Source organism: Levilactobacillus sp., assembly GCF_022646225.1.
In the GTDB taxonomy this organism is placed as follows: Bacteria; Bacillota; Bacilli; order Lactobacillales; family Lactobacillaceae; genus Levilactobacillus; species Levilactobacillus suantsaiihabitans.
Genome location: NZ_JALCJA010000005.1, coordinates 138,234 through 154,024, shown reverse-complemented (window position 1 = coordinate 154,024; position 15,791 = coordinate 138,234). Strand labels below are relative to the sequence as shown.

The window sequence follows — 15,791 nt, the reverse complement described above, 5'->3', positions numbered from 1 at the left end:
TACCTATCGAATAGGTCTAATAGGTCTAACTATACCTTACCAATTTATCATAGTCGGCCACTTTTTACCAGCCCCCCGCTCACCTAATCGGGCAATTGCCCCGAAGAATCGTTTAAGTGGGTAAGCTGTTGGCGGACGTAAGCACGATTATTTTGGTAGGTAAAAATCACCAACATGTCACCGGCACGCAAGATGGTGTCACCATGAGGAATCACGGCGCGCTCACCGCGGCGAACGCTCACCAGTAATGACCCGGTTGGCCACACAATGTCGCGCACCTGCTTGCCGACCAGGTCGGTGCCCTCGTTGACCGCAAATTCGATTCGGTCGGTCGGCCCCACGTCCTTGGCTTGGGCGGGCTTGACCATCTGTTCCAGCATGGCTTCATAGATTGGCGCGCCACCCAGCACGTCGACCGTGATGTAGGCTACGATGGCAACGACAGCCAGCGGCATCAGGTGATGCAAGGTCCCGACCATTTCCGTAATCAACAGGATCGCGGTAAATGGCGCCTTGGAAATCCCCGCAAAGTAGCCGGCCATGGCGTAGATGATCAGGTTCGCCACGTAAATTTGTGGCAACCAGCCCACGGCCACGAAGAGTCGTGCCCCAATGGCGCCCAGTAAGGCCCCCAACGCCAGAATCGGCAAGAAGATGCCCCCGGGAAGCCCGGAGCTATAGCTGATGGTCGAAAAGCAGAACCGCAAGATAAAGTAGCCGATCAACGGCAACAGTAGCGGTGTATGCTTGGCAAACAGCACGATCATGCCGTTCCCACCGCCCAAGGCGACGGGCCACAACAGGCCAATCGGGATGACCAACAGAAATGGGATGATGCCGTCCAGGTGTTTTGGCAACCAAGTGATTTTAGCGTACCAGCTGGCCCCGTTCAAGGTCGCCCATTGATAGACGTACCCCAGTAAACCTAGTCCGATACCTAGCAGCAATAATAGCCCATAGTAGCGCAATGGCAGCGCGCTTTGATAAGTAATGTGCAGCACTGGGGTCAGGCCAAAGACTTCGTTAGACACGAAATTAGCCACCACAGCGCTGGTCAATGACGTCAGCCAAACCAACGTCGAGAAATTATGATAAACCTCTTCTAGGATGAAGAGGGTCGAAGCGATGGGTGCGTTGAAGGCCGCTGACAGCCCGGCAGCCGCCCCACCGGCAATCAATAAGCGGCGTTGGCTTCCCTTGAACCGGAAGCCTTCAGCGACCCCTTGAGCGACAGTCCCGCCCAATTGAATCGACGGTCCTTCCCGGCCTAAGAACAGCCCGGCGCCAATGCCCAGGATGCCACTGACAAATTTCTTCCACAGGACCGGCCACCAGGCGTAATCCAGTTCACCAGCCAGCTGGCCTTCGACCTGGGGAATCCCCGAGCCCTTGATCATCGGTGTTTGCTTGGTCCAATGCCCAATCAAGACCGCGATGGCCACCAGCAACAAGGCCCAGGGAATCAGCCACAGCGGATTTTGGCCAAACCAGCCGTATAGGCTTTGCATCAATTTGAGTAAATGTTCGATAGCTAACCGAAATGTGCTCACGACGGCCCCGGCCAATAACCCCACGATACTTCCAAAGAAGATGGCGCTGAGTCGGGTAAAATCATGTTGGGTCCGTTGCTTTCGTTTCATTAGGCGATTCCTCCACAGTTTTTAAAGTCTAAATACCAGTGTAGCACAGTTTGGCACAGACCTACTGATGAATTCGCCGGTTACGCCAAATTCCGGTAAAACTGAGGAGCAGACTGCCGATAACAACGGCCGGCCAGTTGGAACGATCGTTGGTTTGGGGCAGACGTTTAGCAGCTGACGACGCTTTGGCTGGTGACTTGGCCGGAGCTGGCGCCGCTGAGGGCTGATTAGCCGTATGGGCCGCCTGGTGATGATAGCCGGTCGCTGGGCTGGTGTGCGGGTGAGCGGTCGCCTGAGACGGTGTAGTGGCCGTGTCGGCTGCGGTATCCGGCGCCGCCTCCCACAAGTCTACCGCCGAATGATGCGCCCATGGCCGTGGTTTGGTGACGGCTGGCAGGTTGGTGGTCAGCGACTGGTGCGTTGGGTTAGTTGGACTCGCTGGTGGTGCCGGGTGTGAAATGACCGGTTGGGTTGGTAGCGCCGGCTTGCTTGGTTGTGGCTGAGGTGTTGGTGCAGTTGGCAGCGTCGGCTTGCTTGGTTGTGGCTTTGCCGGATTCGGCGCTGGCTGTGGATTAGGAACTGCTGGTGTTGGATCTGTCGGCTGTGGTCGGTCGCCGCCAGGCGCTGGATATGGCTTACCCGGTTGTGGTTGAGGCAAGTCTGGCTTCGATGGTAGTGCAGGATGACTCGGCTTCTGCACACTTGAATTTACCTCAGGCACAGGTTTGACTACGATTTGGCGACGTTCCTTAGGCATTAACACAATCTGATTCTGTTGTTTGGAGTCAACTAATTCGTATCCTTTTGGAGGTGTTAGGTCAGCAACACCACCCAAAGTCAATTTTCCACCTGCTTGTCTTGTACTAACTAAAACGCCCTCCAAGTTTACAAAATGTAGATCAACAGTTGCCGATACACTTCTTCCGTCATAGTTTACCTTCACTCCTGCCAATGGTGCCTTATCCGGATAATTACTTCCATTGAATTTAAACGCAATAAGTTCAGTTAATGCCAAAATTGGATCCCCTGGCCTAACTGACTGTTGTCTTCTATACCAGTTAGTCTCTCTATATACTCCATCCTCATCAATTCCACGAATGACGTGTTGTACGCTAACATTGGCGGATGGTTGCGGGATAACATCTCCAGAAGCCAAAGCCGAAACCGACCCCATCCCCAAAGAAACGCCCGTCATTACCAATACAACTATGCGCACATGCTTCAAAATTTTCATCGTCCATTCCCCCTCGTTTTCAATCAACTCCGTAGAAAATGGCCGAAAATTTTATTTTTCCGAAAAAAAAGAAGCAAGCCCATCACTGGACCTGCTTCTCAGTATTCACATTTAATTACTTGTTAACGATGGCCAAACGTGCGTCTTCGTTCAAGTTGTAGAAGGAGTGAATCCCCTTGTATTCGGAAGTCTTACCTAATTGGTCTTCGATCCGCATTAATTGGTTGTACTTAGCGATCCGTTCGCCACGGCTCATTGAACCAGTCTTGATTTGGCCAGCGTTTAAGGCCACAACCAAGTCAGCGATCGTCGTGTCTTCAGTTTCACCAGAACGGTGAGAGATAACGGCCGTGTAACCAGCTTGCTTAGCCATTTCAACGGCTTCAACAGTTTCAGTCAAAGTCCCGATTTGGTTCAACTTGATTAAGATAGAGTTGGCAACGCCCATCTTGATCCCCTTAGCCAAGTAGTCCGTGTTCGTAACGAACAAGTCGTCACCAACGATTTGAACCTTCTTGCCCAAGCGTTCAGTAGCCATTTGCCAGTCTTCCCATTCGTTTTCATCCAGAGGATCTTCGATGGAAACAACTGGGTACTTGTCAACGATGCTTTCCAGCAAGCTAACAAATTCTTCAGCAGTGTATTCCTTGCCGTCACCCTTAAGTTCGTACTTCTTGGTGTCAGCGTTGTAGAATTCTGATGAGGCACAGTCAAAGGCGATAGCAACGTCCTTACCAGGTACGTAGCCGGCGTTCTTGATGGCTTCAACTAAGATTTCGAATGGTTCTTCGTTGTTCTTCAAGTCAGGTGCAAACCCACCTTCATCACCAACGGCAGTGGAGTAGCCCTTTTCGTTCAACAAGTTCTTCAAGTTGTGGAACGTTTCTGAACCCATCCGGATAGCTTCCTTGACGGTCTTGGCACCAACAGGCATGATCATGAATTCTTGGAAATCAACCTTGTTGTTGGCGTGCTTCCCACCGTTGATGACGTTCATCATTGGCGTAGGAAGGACGTGACCATTGAACCCGCCTAAGTAGTTGTACAAAGGTTGGCCCAATTCGTCAGCAGCGGCCCGGGCAGCAGCTAAGGAAACACCCAAGATGGCGTTAGCACCTAACTTACCCTTGTTTGGCGTACCGTCCAAGTCGATCATGGCTTGGTCAATGGCACGTTGGTCGGTAACATCGTAGCCAACGATTTCCTTGGCGATGATGTTGTTTACGTTGTCAACAGCCTTAGTAACACCCTTACCCATGAAACGACTCTTGTCGCCATCACGAAGTTCAACGGCTTCGTGTTCACCGGTTGAGGCACCAGAAGGAACGATTCCCCGGCCCATTGCCCCGGCTTCAGTGTAAAGTTCAACTTCGACAGTTGGGTTACCACGAGAATCTAAGACTTCGCGTGCGTAAATATCAGAAATAATAGACATTTTTTGTATTCTCTCCTTATGAGTGTTTGGCTTCACGGGAACAAACAACAATCCCATGTTTCATTCTATAAGTTTACCATTGAACTTTCAATTATATTTTGCCCGAATTACAAATTTTGATAGTTCGCCAGCTTAATGAAAGAGTTTTCATCTAAACTGGACCCGCCAGCGAGGACGCCGTCAACATTATCCTTGGCCATCAGGCCGACAATGTTGTCGGGTTTCACACTGCCACCATACAAAATTCGCACGCCGTTGGCTAATTCATCCGAATAGATGTCAGCCAACGTCTGGCGGATCAGGTAACACCCTTCTTCGGCTTGGTCCGTCGAAGCAGAGGTCCCACTGCCAATCGCCCAGCTTGGTTCATAAGCAATGACGACCTTGGCAGCGTCAGCAGAACTGACACCCTTGAGGGCCGCTGTAACTTGATTGACGACCCAGTGAATCTTCTCACCGGACTCGCGCCGCCCCATGGTTTCGTCACAACAAACGATGGGCGTCATGCCATTGCGAAAAACCGCTTGGACTTTTCGGTTAATGACATCGTCGGTCTCGTTGAAGTAACGGCGCCGTTCGGAGTGGCCCACGATGGTGTAAGGAATTCCCATCGCGTGCAGGGCCTTGGGGCTGGTTTCTCCCGTATAGGCACCCTCGTCTTCGTAGTAACAAGCCTCAGCGCCAATCCGCAGAATATTTTCCCGGTTGGCATCTAACATGGTCTGTAAAAATAACGCTGGTGCGGCAATCGCCGTTTCCACGACGTCCGCAGCCGGTAATTTCCCCTGCACAGCTTCCACGAAACTGCGCGCTTCCGTTACCGTTTTGTTCATTTTCCAGTTCCCAGCAATGAGTGGTATCCGCAACCTAATCCACCCTTTCTAAAAATAAATTGACTACGTTCATCATCTTACCGAATTCCCGCTAGATAAGCCAGCGAAAACCCTTACCGATCGATAAACTTGACCATAAAAAGCTGTGATGACAACCACCACAGCCCTTTACAAATTTACTTATCAGAAATTGCGGCAATTCCTGGTAAGGTCTTCCCTTCGAGGTATTCCAGAGAAGCGCCACCACCAGTAGAAATGTGGGACAACTTGTCAGCCACACCTAATTGTTGCACAGCGGCAGTTGAGTCACCACCACCGACAATCGTCTTGGCTTCGGTCAAAGTCCCTAAGAACTTACCGATTTCCAAGGTTCCTTCGGCGTAGTTGCTCATTTCAAAGACACCCATTGGGCCGTTCCAAACAACCGTCTTAGCAGACTTCAAAACGTCTTCAAATTCGGCAATGGACTTTGGCCCGATATCTAAGGCCATGTAGCCATCCGGCACGTCGCCTTCGACCGTCTTGTGAGGTGCATCGTTGTCAAACTTTTCAGCAACAACGGAGTCCACTGGCAAGACTAACTTGTCGCCGGCCTTGTCCAAGATTTCCTTAGCTAAGTCAATCTTGTCTTTTTCAACCAGGGAGTTCCCAATCTTGATGCCCTTAGCAGCGTAGAACGTGTAAGTCATCCCACCACCGATAAGGATCTTGTCAGCCTTGGCTAACAGGTTGTCGATCACACCGATCTTGTCGGAAACCTTGGCACCACCCAAGATGGCAACGAATGGGTGTTCAGGGTTGTCAACGGCACCACCGATAAACTTGATTTCCTTTTCCATCAAGAAGCCAGCAGCCGTTTGGGCCATGTTGGCAGCGATCCCGGCGTTAGATGCGTGAGAACGGTGAGCCGTCCCAAAGGCATCGTTAACGAAGACGTCACCCAATGAAGCCCAGTACTTGCCCAATTCAGGGTCGTTACCGGATTCACGCTTAACGTATTCGCCGTCTTTGACATCTTCGTAACGGGTGTTTTCCATAACCAAAACATCGCCGTCATTCAAACCGTCAATGGCGTCTTCAAGCTGCTTGCCTTCCGTCGTTGGGACGAACGTAACTGGCTTGTTTAACAAGTTGGACAGACGTTCTGCGACTGGACGCATGGACAGGCCCGGCTTGTCGTCTTCCTTCTTGATCCGACCTAAGTGAGATAAGAGGATGGCCTTGCCACCATGTTCGATTACGTACTTGATCGTTGGTAATGCCGCAACGATACGGTTATCGTTACCAATCACACCGTCTTTGATTGGGACGTTAAAGTCGACCCGCATCAGGACTTTTTTGCCCTTTAAGTCTAAATCAGAAACTGTTAATTTAGCCAATTCTGAAATCCTCCTTGAGTAATATCTATTAAAAGATTACTTTCACAATATACAGCACTTACCTTTGAATTTCAAAGGACTTATGCAAATTTTTACAAAAAACGCAGCGAAGAAATTCCTCCCTCCGCCGCGTTCGTGAGTCTATTTAAAAGCTGTTACAACTGTCGGATTAGAGAGTTGCGAAGTGCAATAACGTCCGAACCATGTTGCAAGTGAAGCCCCATTCGTTGTCGTACCAAGCAACAGTCTTGACAAGTTGGGTGTCACCGTTAGTCGTAACTTCAGTTTGGGTTGGGTCAAAGACAGAACCGTGATCGTCATCGACGATGTCTGAAGAAACGATTTCATCGGCGTTGTAACCGAAGGCTTCGTTACCTTCAGTGTGCTTCTTCATAGCGTCGTTGATTTCGTCAGCAGTAACCTTCTTGTCCAGAACAGTGACTAATTCAGTCAAAGAACCGTCAGTCAAAGGTACACGTTGTGCATGGCCTTGTAACTTACCCTTCAAGTCAGGGATAACCAAACCGATAGCCTTAGCGGCACCAGTTGAGTGAGGAATCGTGTTAACACTGGCAGTACGGTTGTTCCGCATCTTCTTGCCGCGAGGGCCATCCAAGATTTGTTGGGTAGCAGTGAAGGCATGAATCGTGGTCATCGTACCAGCCTTGATACCGAATTCCTTGTTCATGAAGTAAGCCATTGGTGCCAAGCAGTTCGTGGTGCAAGAACCAGCAGAAACGATGACATCGTCCTTGCTTAAGACATCCAAGTTAACGCCAGGAACAACCGTCGTAACGGCACCGGCTGGAGCAGATACTAATACCCGCTTAACACCAGCATCGATGTGGGCGTGAGCCTTTTCTTCGGAAGTGTAGAAACCGGTACATTCGAGGACGAAGTCAACACCGTCGTTCTTAACCCAAGGAATGTCTTGAGCCTTTGGTTCAGCGTAAACAGGGTATTCCTTACCGTCAACCACGATGCCCTTGTCCGTAGCGGAAACTTCGCCAGGGAAACGGCCATGAGTTGAGTCATACTTCAACAGGTAAGCTAACATTGAAGGTGTCGTCAAATCGTTGATGGCAACAACTTCGATGTCACTTGAGTGGAGTTCGTGAATCCGCTTGAAAGCCAAACGGCCGATACGTCCGAAACCATTAATACCAATCTTTACAGTCATACTGTGATTTCCTCCTTCAGGAAGCAAACAAAGATAATTTTTTTAAAAAGCAATACATGTTCATTGTATCACTTTTTTAAAACAAAGTCAGCAGCACCTTCATCGGTAATTAACCAAGTCTGTGCTGGCGCTAAACGCATGTAAGCCGCAATCGCAGCCCCCTTCTCGGCACCGCCAGCAACGGCGATGACTAATTGTTTAGCGGCTAAGTCGCCAATTTCCAACCCAATACGGGGGAACTTGCTGACGACGTGGCCCTGGTCATCGTAGAAATAACCAAAGGCCTCACCCACGGCGTGTGCTGCCGATAAATCGGCAATCACGTGCGGATCCATGTGGCGCCGCTCGGCCATGACAAAGGCCTGACCGATACCGTGAATGACCACGTTGCTTTGCGCAATCAGTTGTAACACTTCGTGGATCGCTGGTTCCGCAAATAACGATTTGTAGGTGGCACTGTTCAGCTGCTCCGGCACGTACAACTGCCGAAACGCGCTGTTGGTGTGTTCGGCCATGGTGGCCGCCACCGTGTTGGCCTGAATGGCCGGCGACTCACCGACCCCACCACGCGCCGGAACGAATAACAGGTCCCGGTTTGCAGCCAAGGCAGGCGTCAAGGCGTCCGCTACCGTGGCTAGCGTGTGACCGCCCATGACGGCGACCGTGCTATGACCACCAGGCATCTGGTCCATCAAGACCTGCCCGGCCGCCTGGGCCAAACCATCGAGCGAACCGTTTGCTGCGGTACTGTCCCCCGGCACAATCGTACAGTGGGCAATGCCCAAGCGTTGTGCCAGTTCACGTTCCTGCTGCTGCCGGCCGGCTAAGTCATTCATGACTGGCGTTAGGCCGCGCAGGACCCGTTGACCAGCGGCCGTGATCTGCATCCCCCGGACAGACATTTGGATAAAGCCCAAGTCTGCCAAGGCATCCGTGGTCGTCCGCACCGTGCGCTCGGAACACGCCAGCTTCGTCGCTAGCGTCCGCCGACCCACGGGCTGGAGGCGGGCAACGCCCTGCAGAACACGGAAGCGGCTGGTCAGTTTTCCGACCATCTGGGGCATAATCGCATCTACCCACTGCCAATCTTCATGCATCCTGCTTACCTCCTAGTGGGACGATAATCGACCTATGGTGGCTGATAAACGCCCACCCTGGTCAAAAAATTTAAGGCCAACCAGAGCCAACCTTTTACGATTAATAGTATAAGCCCATGCTCGCCCTTTAGCAAGTAATTCAGACCGTTAATTTATGTAAGCCCTTACAATAGAAGAAACGCAAAAATTTTGACCGCTGGCCACACCGGATTGCGTGGCCACTGGGGAGCAATCCAGTGTGGCGCGCAAAAAATCGCGAGTGGGACAGGCGATTAGACAGCAAGTATTAAGGCTACCTTTTGGCGCACGCTTCAGCTAGGTACAAGTGATACGAACGATCCGGGAGTTGTCCCAGGTGCAAAAAAATCGCCGTCACACGGTAACCCGTGGACGACGACTTTTTTGCTTTTATTTGATGCGCCCGGAGGGAATCGAACCCCCATTTCAAGAACCGGAATCTTACGTGCGATCCATTACACTACGGGCGCATAAAAATTGTTATGAACAACACCTTGACTACTATAACTGATTTTGAATAAAAATACAAGGTAGTTTGGCATTTTTCTCCCGGAATTCATGCTATAATGACGGCATTAACTTTTCCTGGAGGTTTTCGCAATGACGCGACACAAGACTTTTCGCCTGGTCGTTGACGCATTATTAATGGCGATTATTTTATTGCAAAATATCATTCCGTTTCTCGGCTACATCCCCCTCGGGCCCTTCAGCATGACCCTAATTGGTCTAACGGTCATCGTGGCTGGGACCGCCTTGGGCCCCAAGGATGGCATGGTGATTGGTGGCTTTTGGGGGCTGATCACCTTCGTTCGGGCCTTCACCTGGCCGTCTAGTCCGGTCGCCCCGCTGATCTTTACCAACCCGTTGATTTCCATCCTGCCACGCTTACTCATGGGGCTGGTAGCTGGTGGGCTATACACCTGGGGTCGTCACCGCCAGTGGTCCCAGCGCCGGGCCATGCAAGTCGCCGCGGGTTGTGCCGCGTTGGTCAACACCTTGTTAGTCCTCGGCTTGGTCTTTTTCTTCTACCAGACGCCAGCCGTGGCTACCGCGTTTGGCGCCAAGGGCAATCAAACGCTGGGCTACGTCTTGATGATTTCGCTGCTGACCAACGGGATTCCCGAACTGATCTTGGATGTGCTGGTGGCACCGCTGATTGCCCGTCCCCTGCGTAACCGCTGGGATCGGCTCAAGGCTTAGTTTTGCTTAACAACGGGTCGCCATACTATCTCAATAACAACCAGTTCAGCCTAGATGACGATCACTGTCTGGCCGGACCCGCTCACAATCTAATCACTAAACGCATGCGTTCCCGAACCTGGTGAACGCATTTTTTGGACGAAAAAAGCCGCAACCACGAACGGTTACGACCATCTGATGCGCCCGGAGGGAATCGAACCCCCATTTCAAGAACCGGAATCTTACGTGCGATCCATTACACTACGGGCGCCTATCAGCATCAGTATTTTTGAGCACCTAATTACTATACCTGATGCTGAATATAAATTCAAGGGGTCGTTGCAAATTTCTTCCTGATTAAACGTAAATCAGCGTGACCCCGCCAAAGGACACATTACCGTGAATCGAGACCCGGGGCGCCGTTGGGTCGGGCTTAGCGGTCCCCTTTTCTTCGATGGCACCAAAGCCAGTGTTGATGTTGTGGTGCACGTTCCAATGCTTGGGAATAAACAGTTCCGTTCCACCGAAGGAATCATCGATCACGATGTCGGCCCCGTCCGGATTGACCGTAACGTTGTCAAAGTAGACCTTGGCATTGCCCATGTTGACTTTGATCACGGCGCGTTTGAAATCCAGCGACTGTAGGTAGCGAATGCTGCTACTCATGTTGACGTCGACCAAAATTTCGGACTCATCTAAGTCTTGCACGTCCTCTTCTTCCCAGTCGTGGTCGTGCCACTTATGCTGATGCCAGTCCTGGCCGTTGACAATGACCCGTGGGCCGTGATGGTGCCAGCGCCACCGCGGCTTAATGATCAGCGACAGCCCCGCCGTCAGCAGGACCGCGGCCCCCAGAATCGTCCACGGTGCCAAAGCAGCGATTCCCAGCGGCTTAGCGAAGATAATCGCCAGAAAGGCCAGTGAGAAGACCATCCCGCCTGTGGCCAGGTGAATCAGACTTTCCACGAAGGCCGCCACCAAGAACATCGCCAACAACAACGTCCAAAAACCAATGTGGTAGGTGAAGATGCCCAGTTGGCTGGTAATTAAAATACCGGCCGCCAAAACCAGGAAGACACCCCAAAACCAATTTCGATACATAAGACTTACCCCTCTCGTTCTAGTGCCTCTTTAAGCGCCTTATAGTAGCGCCGCGACACGTAAAGTTGTTTGTGTGATTTCTGAAATTTGACCAAATTCCCCGTGACGGACTTGGTCAGCGATAGGATCTGGTCACGATTGAGGATGGCGGATTTGGAAGCCCGTTGGAAGGTCGTGGGCAACGCGTCGGCCAGTTCGTACAAGGGTTGCCGCGTCACGTAAACGTCGTCGGCCGTGTGGACCATGACCTGATGATCCGCCGCCTCTAGAAATAAAATGTCACCGACCACCACCTGAAAGCTTTGCCCACGCTGGCGCAACGTTAAGCGTTTTGCCGCCGTGGTCGCCGCCTCTAGTGCCGCCACCAACTGGCTCACGTCCGTATTGGCTGCCGCACGAATGGTCACGTCCGGCTCGACCGCCGTTTCATCAATTACCACGTGGACTTTCAAATCGCCACCCCCTTTCGTTGTTTTAAGTAAACCATACCCACCGCCAAAAATAAATATCGATGACGTGACTGGTCAGCTAACTGGCGTAAGCGGTCGATTAAGTTGGGTGAGCGTCCCTTCTGACCGGATGAAACGTATCCAATCACCGGATTGGCGTTGGCCGCCTGCCGTTCGCCCACTCGGGGCGTGGCACGCGGTGGCCGGGCCAGTCCCTTATTAAAAAACGCTTCCCCCTGCTCACAGCGTTCACTGACTCAGCACTCCCCCCAGTCGACTGACAGAATACGTGACGTTTGGCCAAACTCTGTTATGATGGTTTTAGTTAATCGGTTCTGGTCTAAATGGTAAGTCATATTGTTTGACCTACTTTGACCATAGCGGTACACTAACAACATGTTAGCGAAACGCTAGCCATTCAATAGTTAATAAGGGAGGCTATCTAGTCATGAATTTAGTACCAACAGTTATTGAACAATCATCCCGTGGCGAACGGGCCTATGATATCTATTCACGACTCTTAAAAGACCGGATTATTATGTTATCTGGCCCAATCGAAGATGACATGGCAAACGCCATCATTGCGCAACTGCTCTTCTTGGACGCTCAAGACTCCACTAAGGACATTTCGCTGTACATCAACTCACCAGGTGGTGTGGTTTCTTCCGGCTTGGCCATTTACGATACCATGAACTTCATCCAATCCGACGTACAAACGATTACGTTAGGGATGGCAGCTTCCATGGCCAGTGTCTTGGCTTCATCCGGGACTAAGGGCAAGCGTTTTGCATTGCCACACGCCCAAGTCATGATTCACCAACCATCCGGTGGTGCCCAAGGGCAACAAACTGAAATTGAAATTGCCGCGCGTGAAATCTTGAAGACGCGTGAATTGATCAACAAGATTTTGGCTGAAAACTCAGGTCAACCCGTTGAACGTCTGAACCAAGACACTGAACGGGACAACTACTTGAGTGCGCAAGAAGCCGTTGATTATGGTTTGATCGACCACATCATGACCAACAGTAGCGAACAAAAGAAGTAAGCCTCGCATTAAAAATAGCACCAGCCCAGCTTGGGTTGGTGTTATTTTTTGTTTAAAGCTGGGGGTAGCCATACTGCTGGTTCACCCGCACGCGCAATGAATCCCTATCTGGTCATCTCGCCTTAAAAAAACGGCGCCCAGCACCAATAGCTGAGCGTCGTTTTTGCTTTACGCCGTGGCTTCTTCACGAAGCTGTTTAGCGTAGTCATTGATTTTCCGTAAACGGTGATTGATACCGGACTTGGAAATGGGACCACCGGGAACCAGATCGCCCAATTCCTTTAGGCTCACTTCTTGGTGCGCCATCCGGGCTTCGGCGACCTCGCGCAACTTGGTTGGCAGTTGGCCTAAGCCGACCGTGGCCGCGATAAACTGAATGTTATCGATTTGTCGCGTTGAAGCGTTGGCAACCTTATCCAGGTTGGCGTTTTCACAGTTCACCAGCCGGTTGACTGAGTTACGCATGTCGCGCATGATGCGGACGTCTTCGAACCGCAACATGGCCGTGGTAGCGCCAATCAAGGACAAGAAGTCGGCAATCTTTTCTGCCCCCTTCAAGTACGTGATGTAGCCACTCCGGCGCACGATGGTCCGGGCGTTTAGGTCGTAGCGATTCATCATTTCCGCAATCATCTGGTTATGCTCCTCGTATAGGGAGTAAATTTCCAAGTGGTAGCGGCTGGTTTCGGGATTGTTGACGGACCCGCCGGCCAAAAAGGCCCCCCGCAAATAGGAACGAACCCGCATGTCATCGTTTAAGATCTCAGCCGGGACAGATTCCAACAGCTGCATCCCGTCAAAGATGCCCAGGTCGGATAAGACTTCCGTCACACCAGTCTTGACCCGCACAATGTACAGGTTATTTTTCTTGAGTTTCATCTTGCGCCGCACCAACAATTCACTTTCCAAATCGTAGAATTGCTTGAGCAACTGGTACATCCGCCGGGCAATTGCCGGATTTTCCGTCTGCACGTTCAAGACGAAGTGATGATTGGCCAACCCTAAGGCGCCGTTCATCCGAATCAAGGCAACCAATTCCGCCTTGGCATTATCCCGATGAACTTCCAGGGTGGTTAATTCTTTTTTGACTTCACTGGCATATGACACCGTTAAGGCCTCCGTTTCATCCGATAACGTGGCTGCCCAATCAGGTTCAAGAGTTCATGCACGACCTCTTGCCCGTTGTGGAACGCCCCGTTATCACGTAATTGTAAAAAGTCGGTCGAAATGACCCGGCACCCCTGATTTCGGAGTCCCTGAAAGTCATGTCGCACCGGTTGAGACATTTCGTCCCAGCGTTGGTAATCAATGTATTGGTCGGGCACCTTGCGCGTGTTGACCAAGACCGTATCAATAAAGTTCGTGTTTAAGTGCTGATTCAACACGCGCACGTGATCAGCGTCGGTGAAGTTTTCCGTTTCACCCTTTTGCGTCATGATATTGCAGATGTACACGACCTCCGCCGTCGTCTCCTTGACCGCTTTGCCGACGCTTTCAATCATCAGATTGGGCAGGATGCTGGTAAATAAGCTCCCCGGTCCCAAGACGATTTGGTCGGCGTTCATGATGGCGTCGATCACCGGTTGAACGGCTTGTGGCTGCTGGTGATGGTCACTGGTTTCGACCCACACCCGTTTGATCAGCTTGTGGGCGGCCGTGATTTCCGACTCGCCACTCAGGGTACTGCCATCCGCAAATTGCGCGTGCAACTCCAACGGTTCATCGGCCGCCGGATAAATGTGGCCGTTGACCCGCATCAGCTGCGACAACTCTTGAACCGCATCAAAAATACCGCCCTTCATTTCCGACAAGGCGGCAATGATCAGATTGCCAATCGCGTGACCCGCAAAGAAATCATCCGTCGTTTCAAACCGGTACTGGAACAAGTCTTTATAAATGTCTGGGACTTCCGCCAGCGCCACCATGACGTTGCGAATATCACCAGGCGGCACCACGTTAACGTAATGCCGAATGATGCCGGAAGAGCCCCCGTCATCAGCAACCGTGACCACCGCCGTAATATCGACGTCTTGGTCGCGCAAGTTACGTAAGATGACCGGGAGTCCGGTGCCACCGCCAATGACCACGATTTTCGGGCGGCGGCTATTATTTAGCTCTCTCATGATCGATTGGCAGACTCCTTTCGCTTGTTGATGTCACGATGGGTCACGTGGACCGGATAACTGTCCCCCAGGGCCTTGCCGAGGCGTTGCGTGAGCGCGACCGAACGGTGTTGACCGCCGGTACAGCCGATGGCAATCGTCAGACTCGACTTGCCCTCTTTTTTGTAGCCAGGCACGATGGTCTGTAGCAGGCCTAAAAATTGTTGGTAGAACTCTTCGGTCTGCGGTTGCTTCATCACGTAATCGTAGACGGGTTGGTCCAAACCGGTTTGTTCCCGCAACTCTGGCAAGTAGTACGGGTTCGGTAAGAACCGCACGTCCATCACGATGTCGGCATCGATGGGCAGACCGTACTTAAACCCAAAGGACATGACCTCGATATGAAAGGAATTTGTCGTTTCCGTTTCGTAGTTGTGGAAAATCTCTTCTCGCAACTTCCGCGGACTGAGATTGGTGGTATCGATCACCAATTGCGCCGCTTGACGAATCGGTGACAGCAATTTCCGTTCCCGTTGAATCCCTTCCATCACCCGACCGTTGCGGGCCAGCGGATGGGAACGCCGCGTCTCTTTGTACCGTGACACCAATTCTTCGTCAGAGGCATCCAAGAACAGTACCTGAGCATTCATGGTACCGTGGACCGCCACGTCATTCAGCATCCGCACGATTTCATCGTAAAAGGCCCGCGAACGCAGGTCAATCACGAGGGCGATCTTGGTCAGCTTACCGGACTCGCGGACCAGGTCCCAAAATTTTGGCAGCAGCGAAGGCGGCATATTATCAATACAAAAGTAGCCTAAATCTTCAAAACTTTGCATGGCGACCGTCTTACCGGCACCACTCATCCCGGTAATGATCACCAGCCGAATATCTTCAGTCATGGCTCTCCTCTGCTCCTTTCGAAAACAATCTTTAAGCAGTATAACACACCGGGTGTTTCTTTTCCTAACAATTCTCTTAAATTTAGTCAATTTTGGTCGGTTTGACCGTTAAATTTGCTCACTGAGGCTTCTAGACCTTCGGCGTTACCGGATGGCAGTGGGGTTGACGGTGAACGGACACCGGCAATTTGTTAAGA

Annotated in this window: 14 protein-coding genes and 2 tRNA genes; 2 read left to right on the top strand and 14 right to left on the bottom strand. The window is 51.4% G+C overall.

Translation table 11 applies throughout. The annotated features are described in order from the left end of the window. Window positions 1-83 precede the first annotated feature (83 nt). From LKH74_RS09545 to LKH74_RS09510, 8 genes are all read right to left on the bottom strand, one after another. Complete coding sequence (locus LKH74_RS09545) at window positions 84-1,640, bottom strand: ClC family H(+)/Cl(-) exchange transporter (protein WP_287708357.1); 1,557 nt, start codon at window positions 1,638-1,640, stop codon at window positions 84-86. Between the two features lie 61 nt (window positions 1,641-1,701). Further along, window positions 1,702-2,874 carry an LPXTG cell wall anchor domain-containing protein gene (locus tag LKH74_RS09540; protein WP_287708358.1) on the bottom strand — a complete coding sequence of 391 codons (1,173 nt, stop codon included), beginning with the start codon at window positions 2,872-2,874 and terminating at the stop codon, window positions 1,702-1,704. A 115-nt stretch (window positions 2,875-2,989) separates the two neighbouring features. Beyond that, the gene (gene eno, locus LKH74_RS09535; protein WP_125575693.1) at window positions 2,990-4,309 is read right to left on the bottom strand and encodes a phosphopyruvate hydratase; all 1,320 of its coding nucleotides are present in this window, start codon (window positions 4,307-4,309) and stop codon (window positions 2,990-2,992) included. Window positions 4,310-4,416: 107 nt separating this feature from the next. Further along, window positions 4,417-5,175, bottom strand: a complete 759-nt coding sequence (tpiA, locus tag LKH74_RS09530; RefSeq protein ID WP_287708359.1) for a triose-phosphate isomerase — start codon at window positions 5,173-5,175, stop codon at window positions 4,417-4,419. A gap of 143 nt (window positions 5,176-5,318) precedes the next feature. Beyond that, window positions 5,319-6,521 (bottom strand): phosphoglycerate kinase, encoded by a 1,203-nt coding sequence (locus LKH74_RS09525; RefSeq protein WP_125575691.1) that lies wholly within the window; start codon window positions 6,519-6,521, stop codon window positions 5,319-5,321. A 169-nt stretch (window positions 6,522-6,690) separates the two neighbouring features. Continuing rightward, on the bottom strand, window positions 6,691-7,701 hold the full coding sequence (gene gap / locus LKH74_RS09520; RefSeq protein WP_135367435.1) for a type I glyceraldehyde-3-phosphate dehydrogenase: 1,011 nt from the start codon (window positions 7,699-7,701) through the stop codon (window positions 6,691-6,693). 68 nt (window positions 7,702-7,769) lie between these two features. Next, window positions 7,770-8,798, bottom strand: a complete 1,029-nt coding sequence (locus LKH74_RS09515; RefSeq protein ID WP_287708361.1) for a sugar-binding transcriptional regulator — start codon at window positions 8,796-8,798, stop codon at window positions 7,770-7,772. Window positions 8,799-9,214: 416 nt separating this feature from the next. Beyond that, window positions 9,215-9,286: transfer RNA gene (locus LKH74_RS09510), tRNA-Arg, on the bottom strand. A gap of 130 nt (window positions 9,287-9,416) precedes the next feature. On the opposite strand from LKH74_RS09510, the gene LKH74_RS09505 reads away from it, so the two are divergent. Continuing rightward, on the top strand, window positions 9,417-10,016 hold the full coding sequence (locus LKH74_RS09505) for an ECF transporter S component (RefSeq protein WP_135367437.1): 600 nt from the start codon (window positions 9,417-9,419) through the stop codon (window positions 10,014-10,016). Window positions 10,017-10,194: 178 nt separating this feature from the next. Here the strand turns inward: LKH74_RS09505 and LKH74_RS09500 are convergent. The 3 genes from LKH74_RS09500 to LKH74_RS09490 form a co-directional block, all read right to left on the bottom strand. After that, window positions 10,195-10,266, bottom strand: a tRNA-Arg gene (locus LKH74_RS09500). An 86-nt stretch (window positions 10,267-10,352) separates the two neighbouring features. Further along, window positions 10,353-11,096, bottom strand: a complete 744-nt coding sequence (locus LKH74_RS09495; protein ID WP_135367438.1) for a LiaF transmembrane domain-containing protein — start codon at window positions 11,094-11,096, stop codon at window positions 10,353-10,355. Between the two features lie 5 nt (window positions 11,097-11,101). Next, window positions 11,102-11,548 carry a LytTR family DNA-binding domain-containing protein gene (locus LKH74_RS09490; RefSeq protein WP_287708362.1) on the bottom strand — a complete coding sequence of 149 codons (447 nt, stop codon included), beginning with the start codon at window positions 11,546-11,548 and terminating at the stop codon, window positions 11,102-11,104. A 445-nt stretch (window positions 11,549-11,993) separates the two neighbouring features. Between LKH74_RS09490 and clpP the strand changes: the two genes are divergently transcribed. After that, window positions 11,994-12,590, top strand: coding sequence for an ATP-dependent Clp endopeptidase proteolytic subunit ClpP (gene clpP, locus LKH74_RS09485; protein WP_043022142.1), 597 nt, complete (start codon window positions 11,994-11,996; stop codon window positions 12,588-12,590). A 168-nt stretch (window positions 12,591-12,758) separates the two neighbouring features. Here clpP and whiA read toward each other — a convergent pair whose 3' ends face one another. The 3 genes from whiA to rapZ are packed head-to-tail and all read right to left on the bottom strand — an operon-like array spanning window position 12,759 to window position 15,594. After that, a complete protein-coding gene (gene whiA / locus LKH74_RS09480; protein ID WP_135367440.1) occupies window positions 12,759-13,697 on the bottom strand; it encodes a DNA-binding protein WhiA in 939 nt (312 codons plus the stop codon). Between the two features lie 2 nt (window positions 13,698-13,699). Next, the gene (locus tag LKH74_RS09475; RefSeq protein ID WP_135367441.1) at window positions 13,700-14,713 is read right to left on the bottom strand and encodes a gluconeogenesis factor YvcK family protein; all 1,014 of its coding nucleotides are present in this window, start codon (window positions 14,711-14,713) and stop codon (window positions 13,700-13,702) included. Continuing rightward, the gene (gene rapZ / locus LKH74_RS09470; RefSeq protein ID WP_135367442.1) at window positions 14,710-15,594 is read right to left on the bottom strand and encodes an RNase adapter RapZ; all 885 of its coding nucleotides are present in this window, start codon (window positions 15,592-15,594) and stop codon (window positions 14,710-14,712) included. The genes LKH74_RS09475 and rapZ overlap by 4 nt, the downstream gene beginning before the upstream one ends. Window positions 15,595-15,791: the final 197 nt, after the last annotated feature.

Bases quoted from the DNA above. Each gene is read 5' to 3' on its own strand.
- clpP (WP_043022142.1), top strand. From the start codon at position 11,994: ATGAATTTAGTACCAACAGTTATTGAACAATCATCCCGTGGCGAACGG.
- eno (WP_125575693.1), bottom strand. From the start codon at position 4,309: ATGTCTATTATTTCTGATATTTACGCACGCGAAGTCTTAGATTCTCGT.
- gap (WP_135367435.1), bottom strand. From the start codon at position 7,701: ATGACTGTAAAGATTGGTATTAATGGTTTCGGACGTATCGGCCGTTTG.
- LKH74_RS09505 (WP_135367437.1), top strand. From the start codon at position 9,417: ATGACGCGACACAAGACTTTTCGCCTGGTCGTTGACGCATTATTAATG.
- LKH74_RS09495 (WP_135367438.1), bottom strand. From the start codon at position 11,096: ATGTATCGAAATTGGTTTTGGGGTGTCTTCCTGGTTTTGGCGGCCGGT.
- LKH74_RS09545 (WP_287708357.1), bottom strand. From the start codon at position 1,640: ATGAAACGAAAGCAACGGACCCAACATGATTTTACCCGACTCAGCGCC.
- rapZ (WP_135367442.1), bottom strand. From the start codon at position 15,594: ATGACTGAAGATATTCGGCTGGTGATCATTACCGGGATGAGTGGTGCC.
- LKH74_RS09475 (WP_135367441.1), bottom strand. From the start codon at position 14,713: ATGAGAGAGCTAAATAATAGCCGCCGCCCGAAAATCGTGGTCATTGGC.
- LKH74_RS09540 (WP_287708358.1), bottom strand. From the start codon at position 2,874: ATGAAAATTTTGAAGCATGTGCGCATAGTTGTATTGGTAATGACGGGC.
- LKH74_RS09515 (WP_287708361.1), bottom strand. From the start codon at position 8,798: ATGCATGAAGATTGGCAGTGGGTAGATGCGATTATGCCCCAGATGGTC.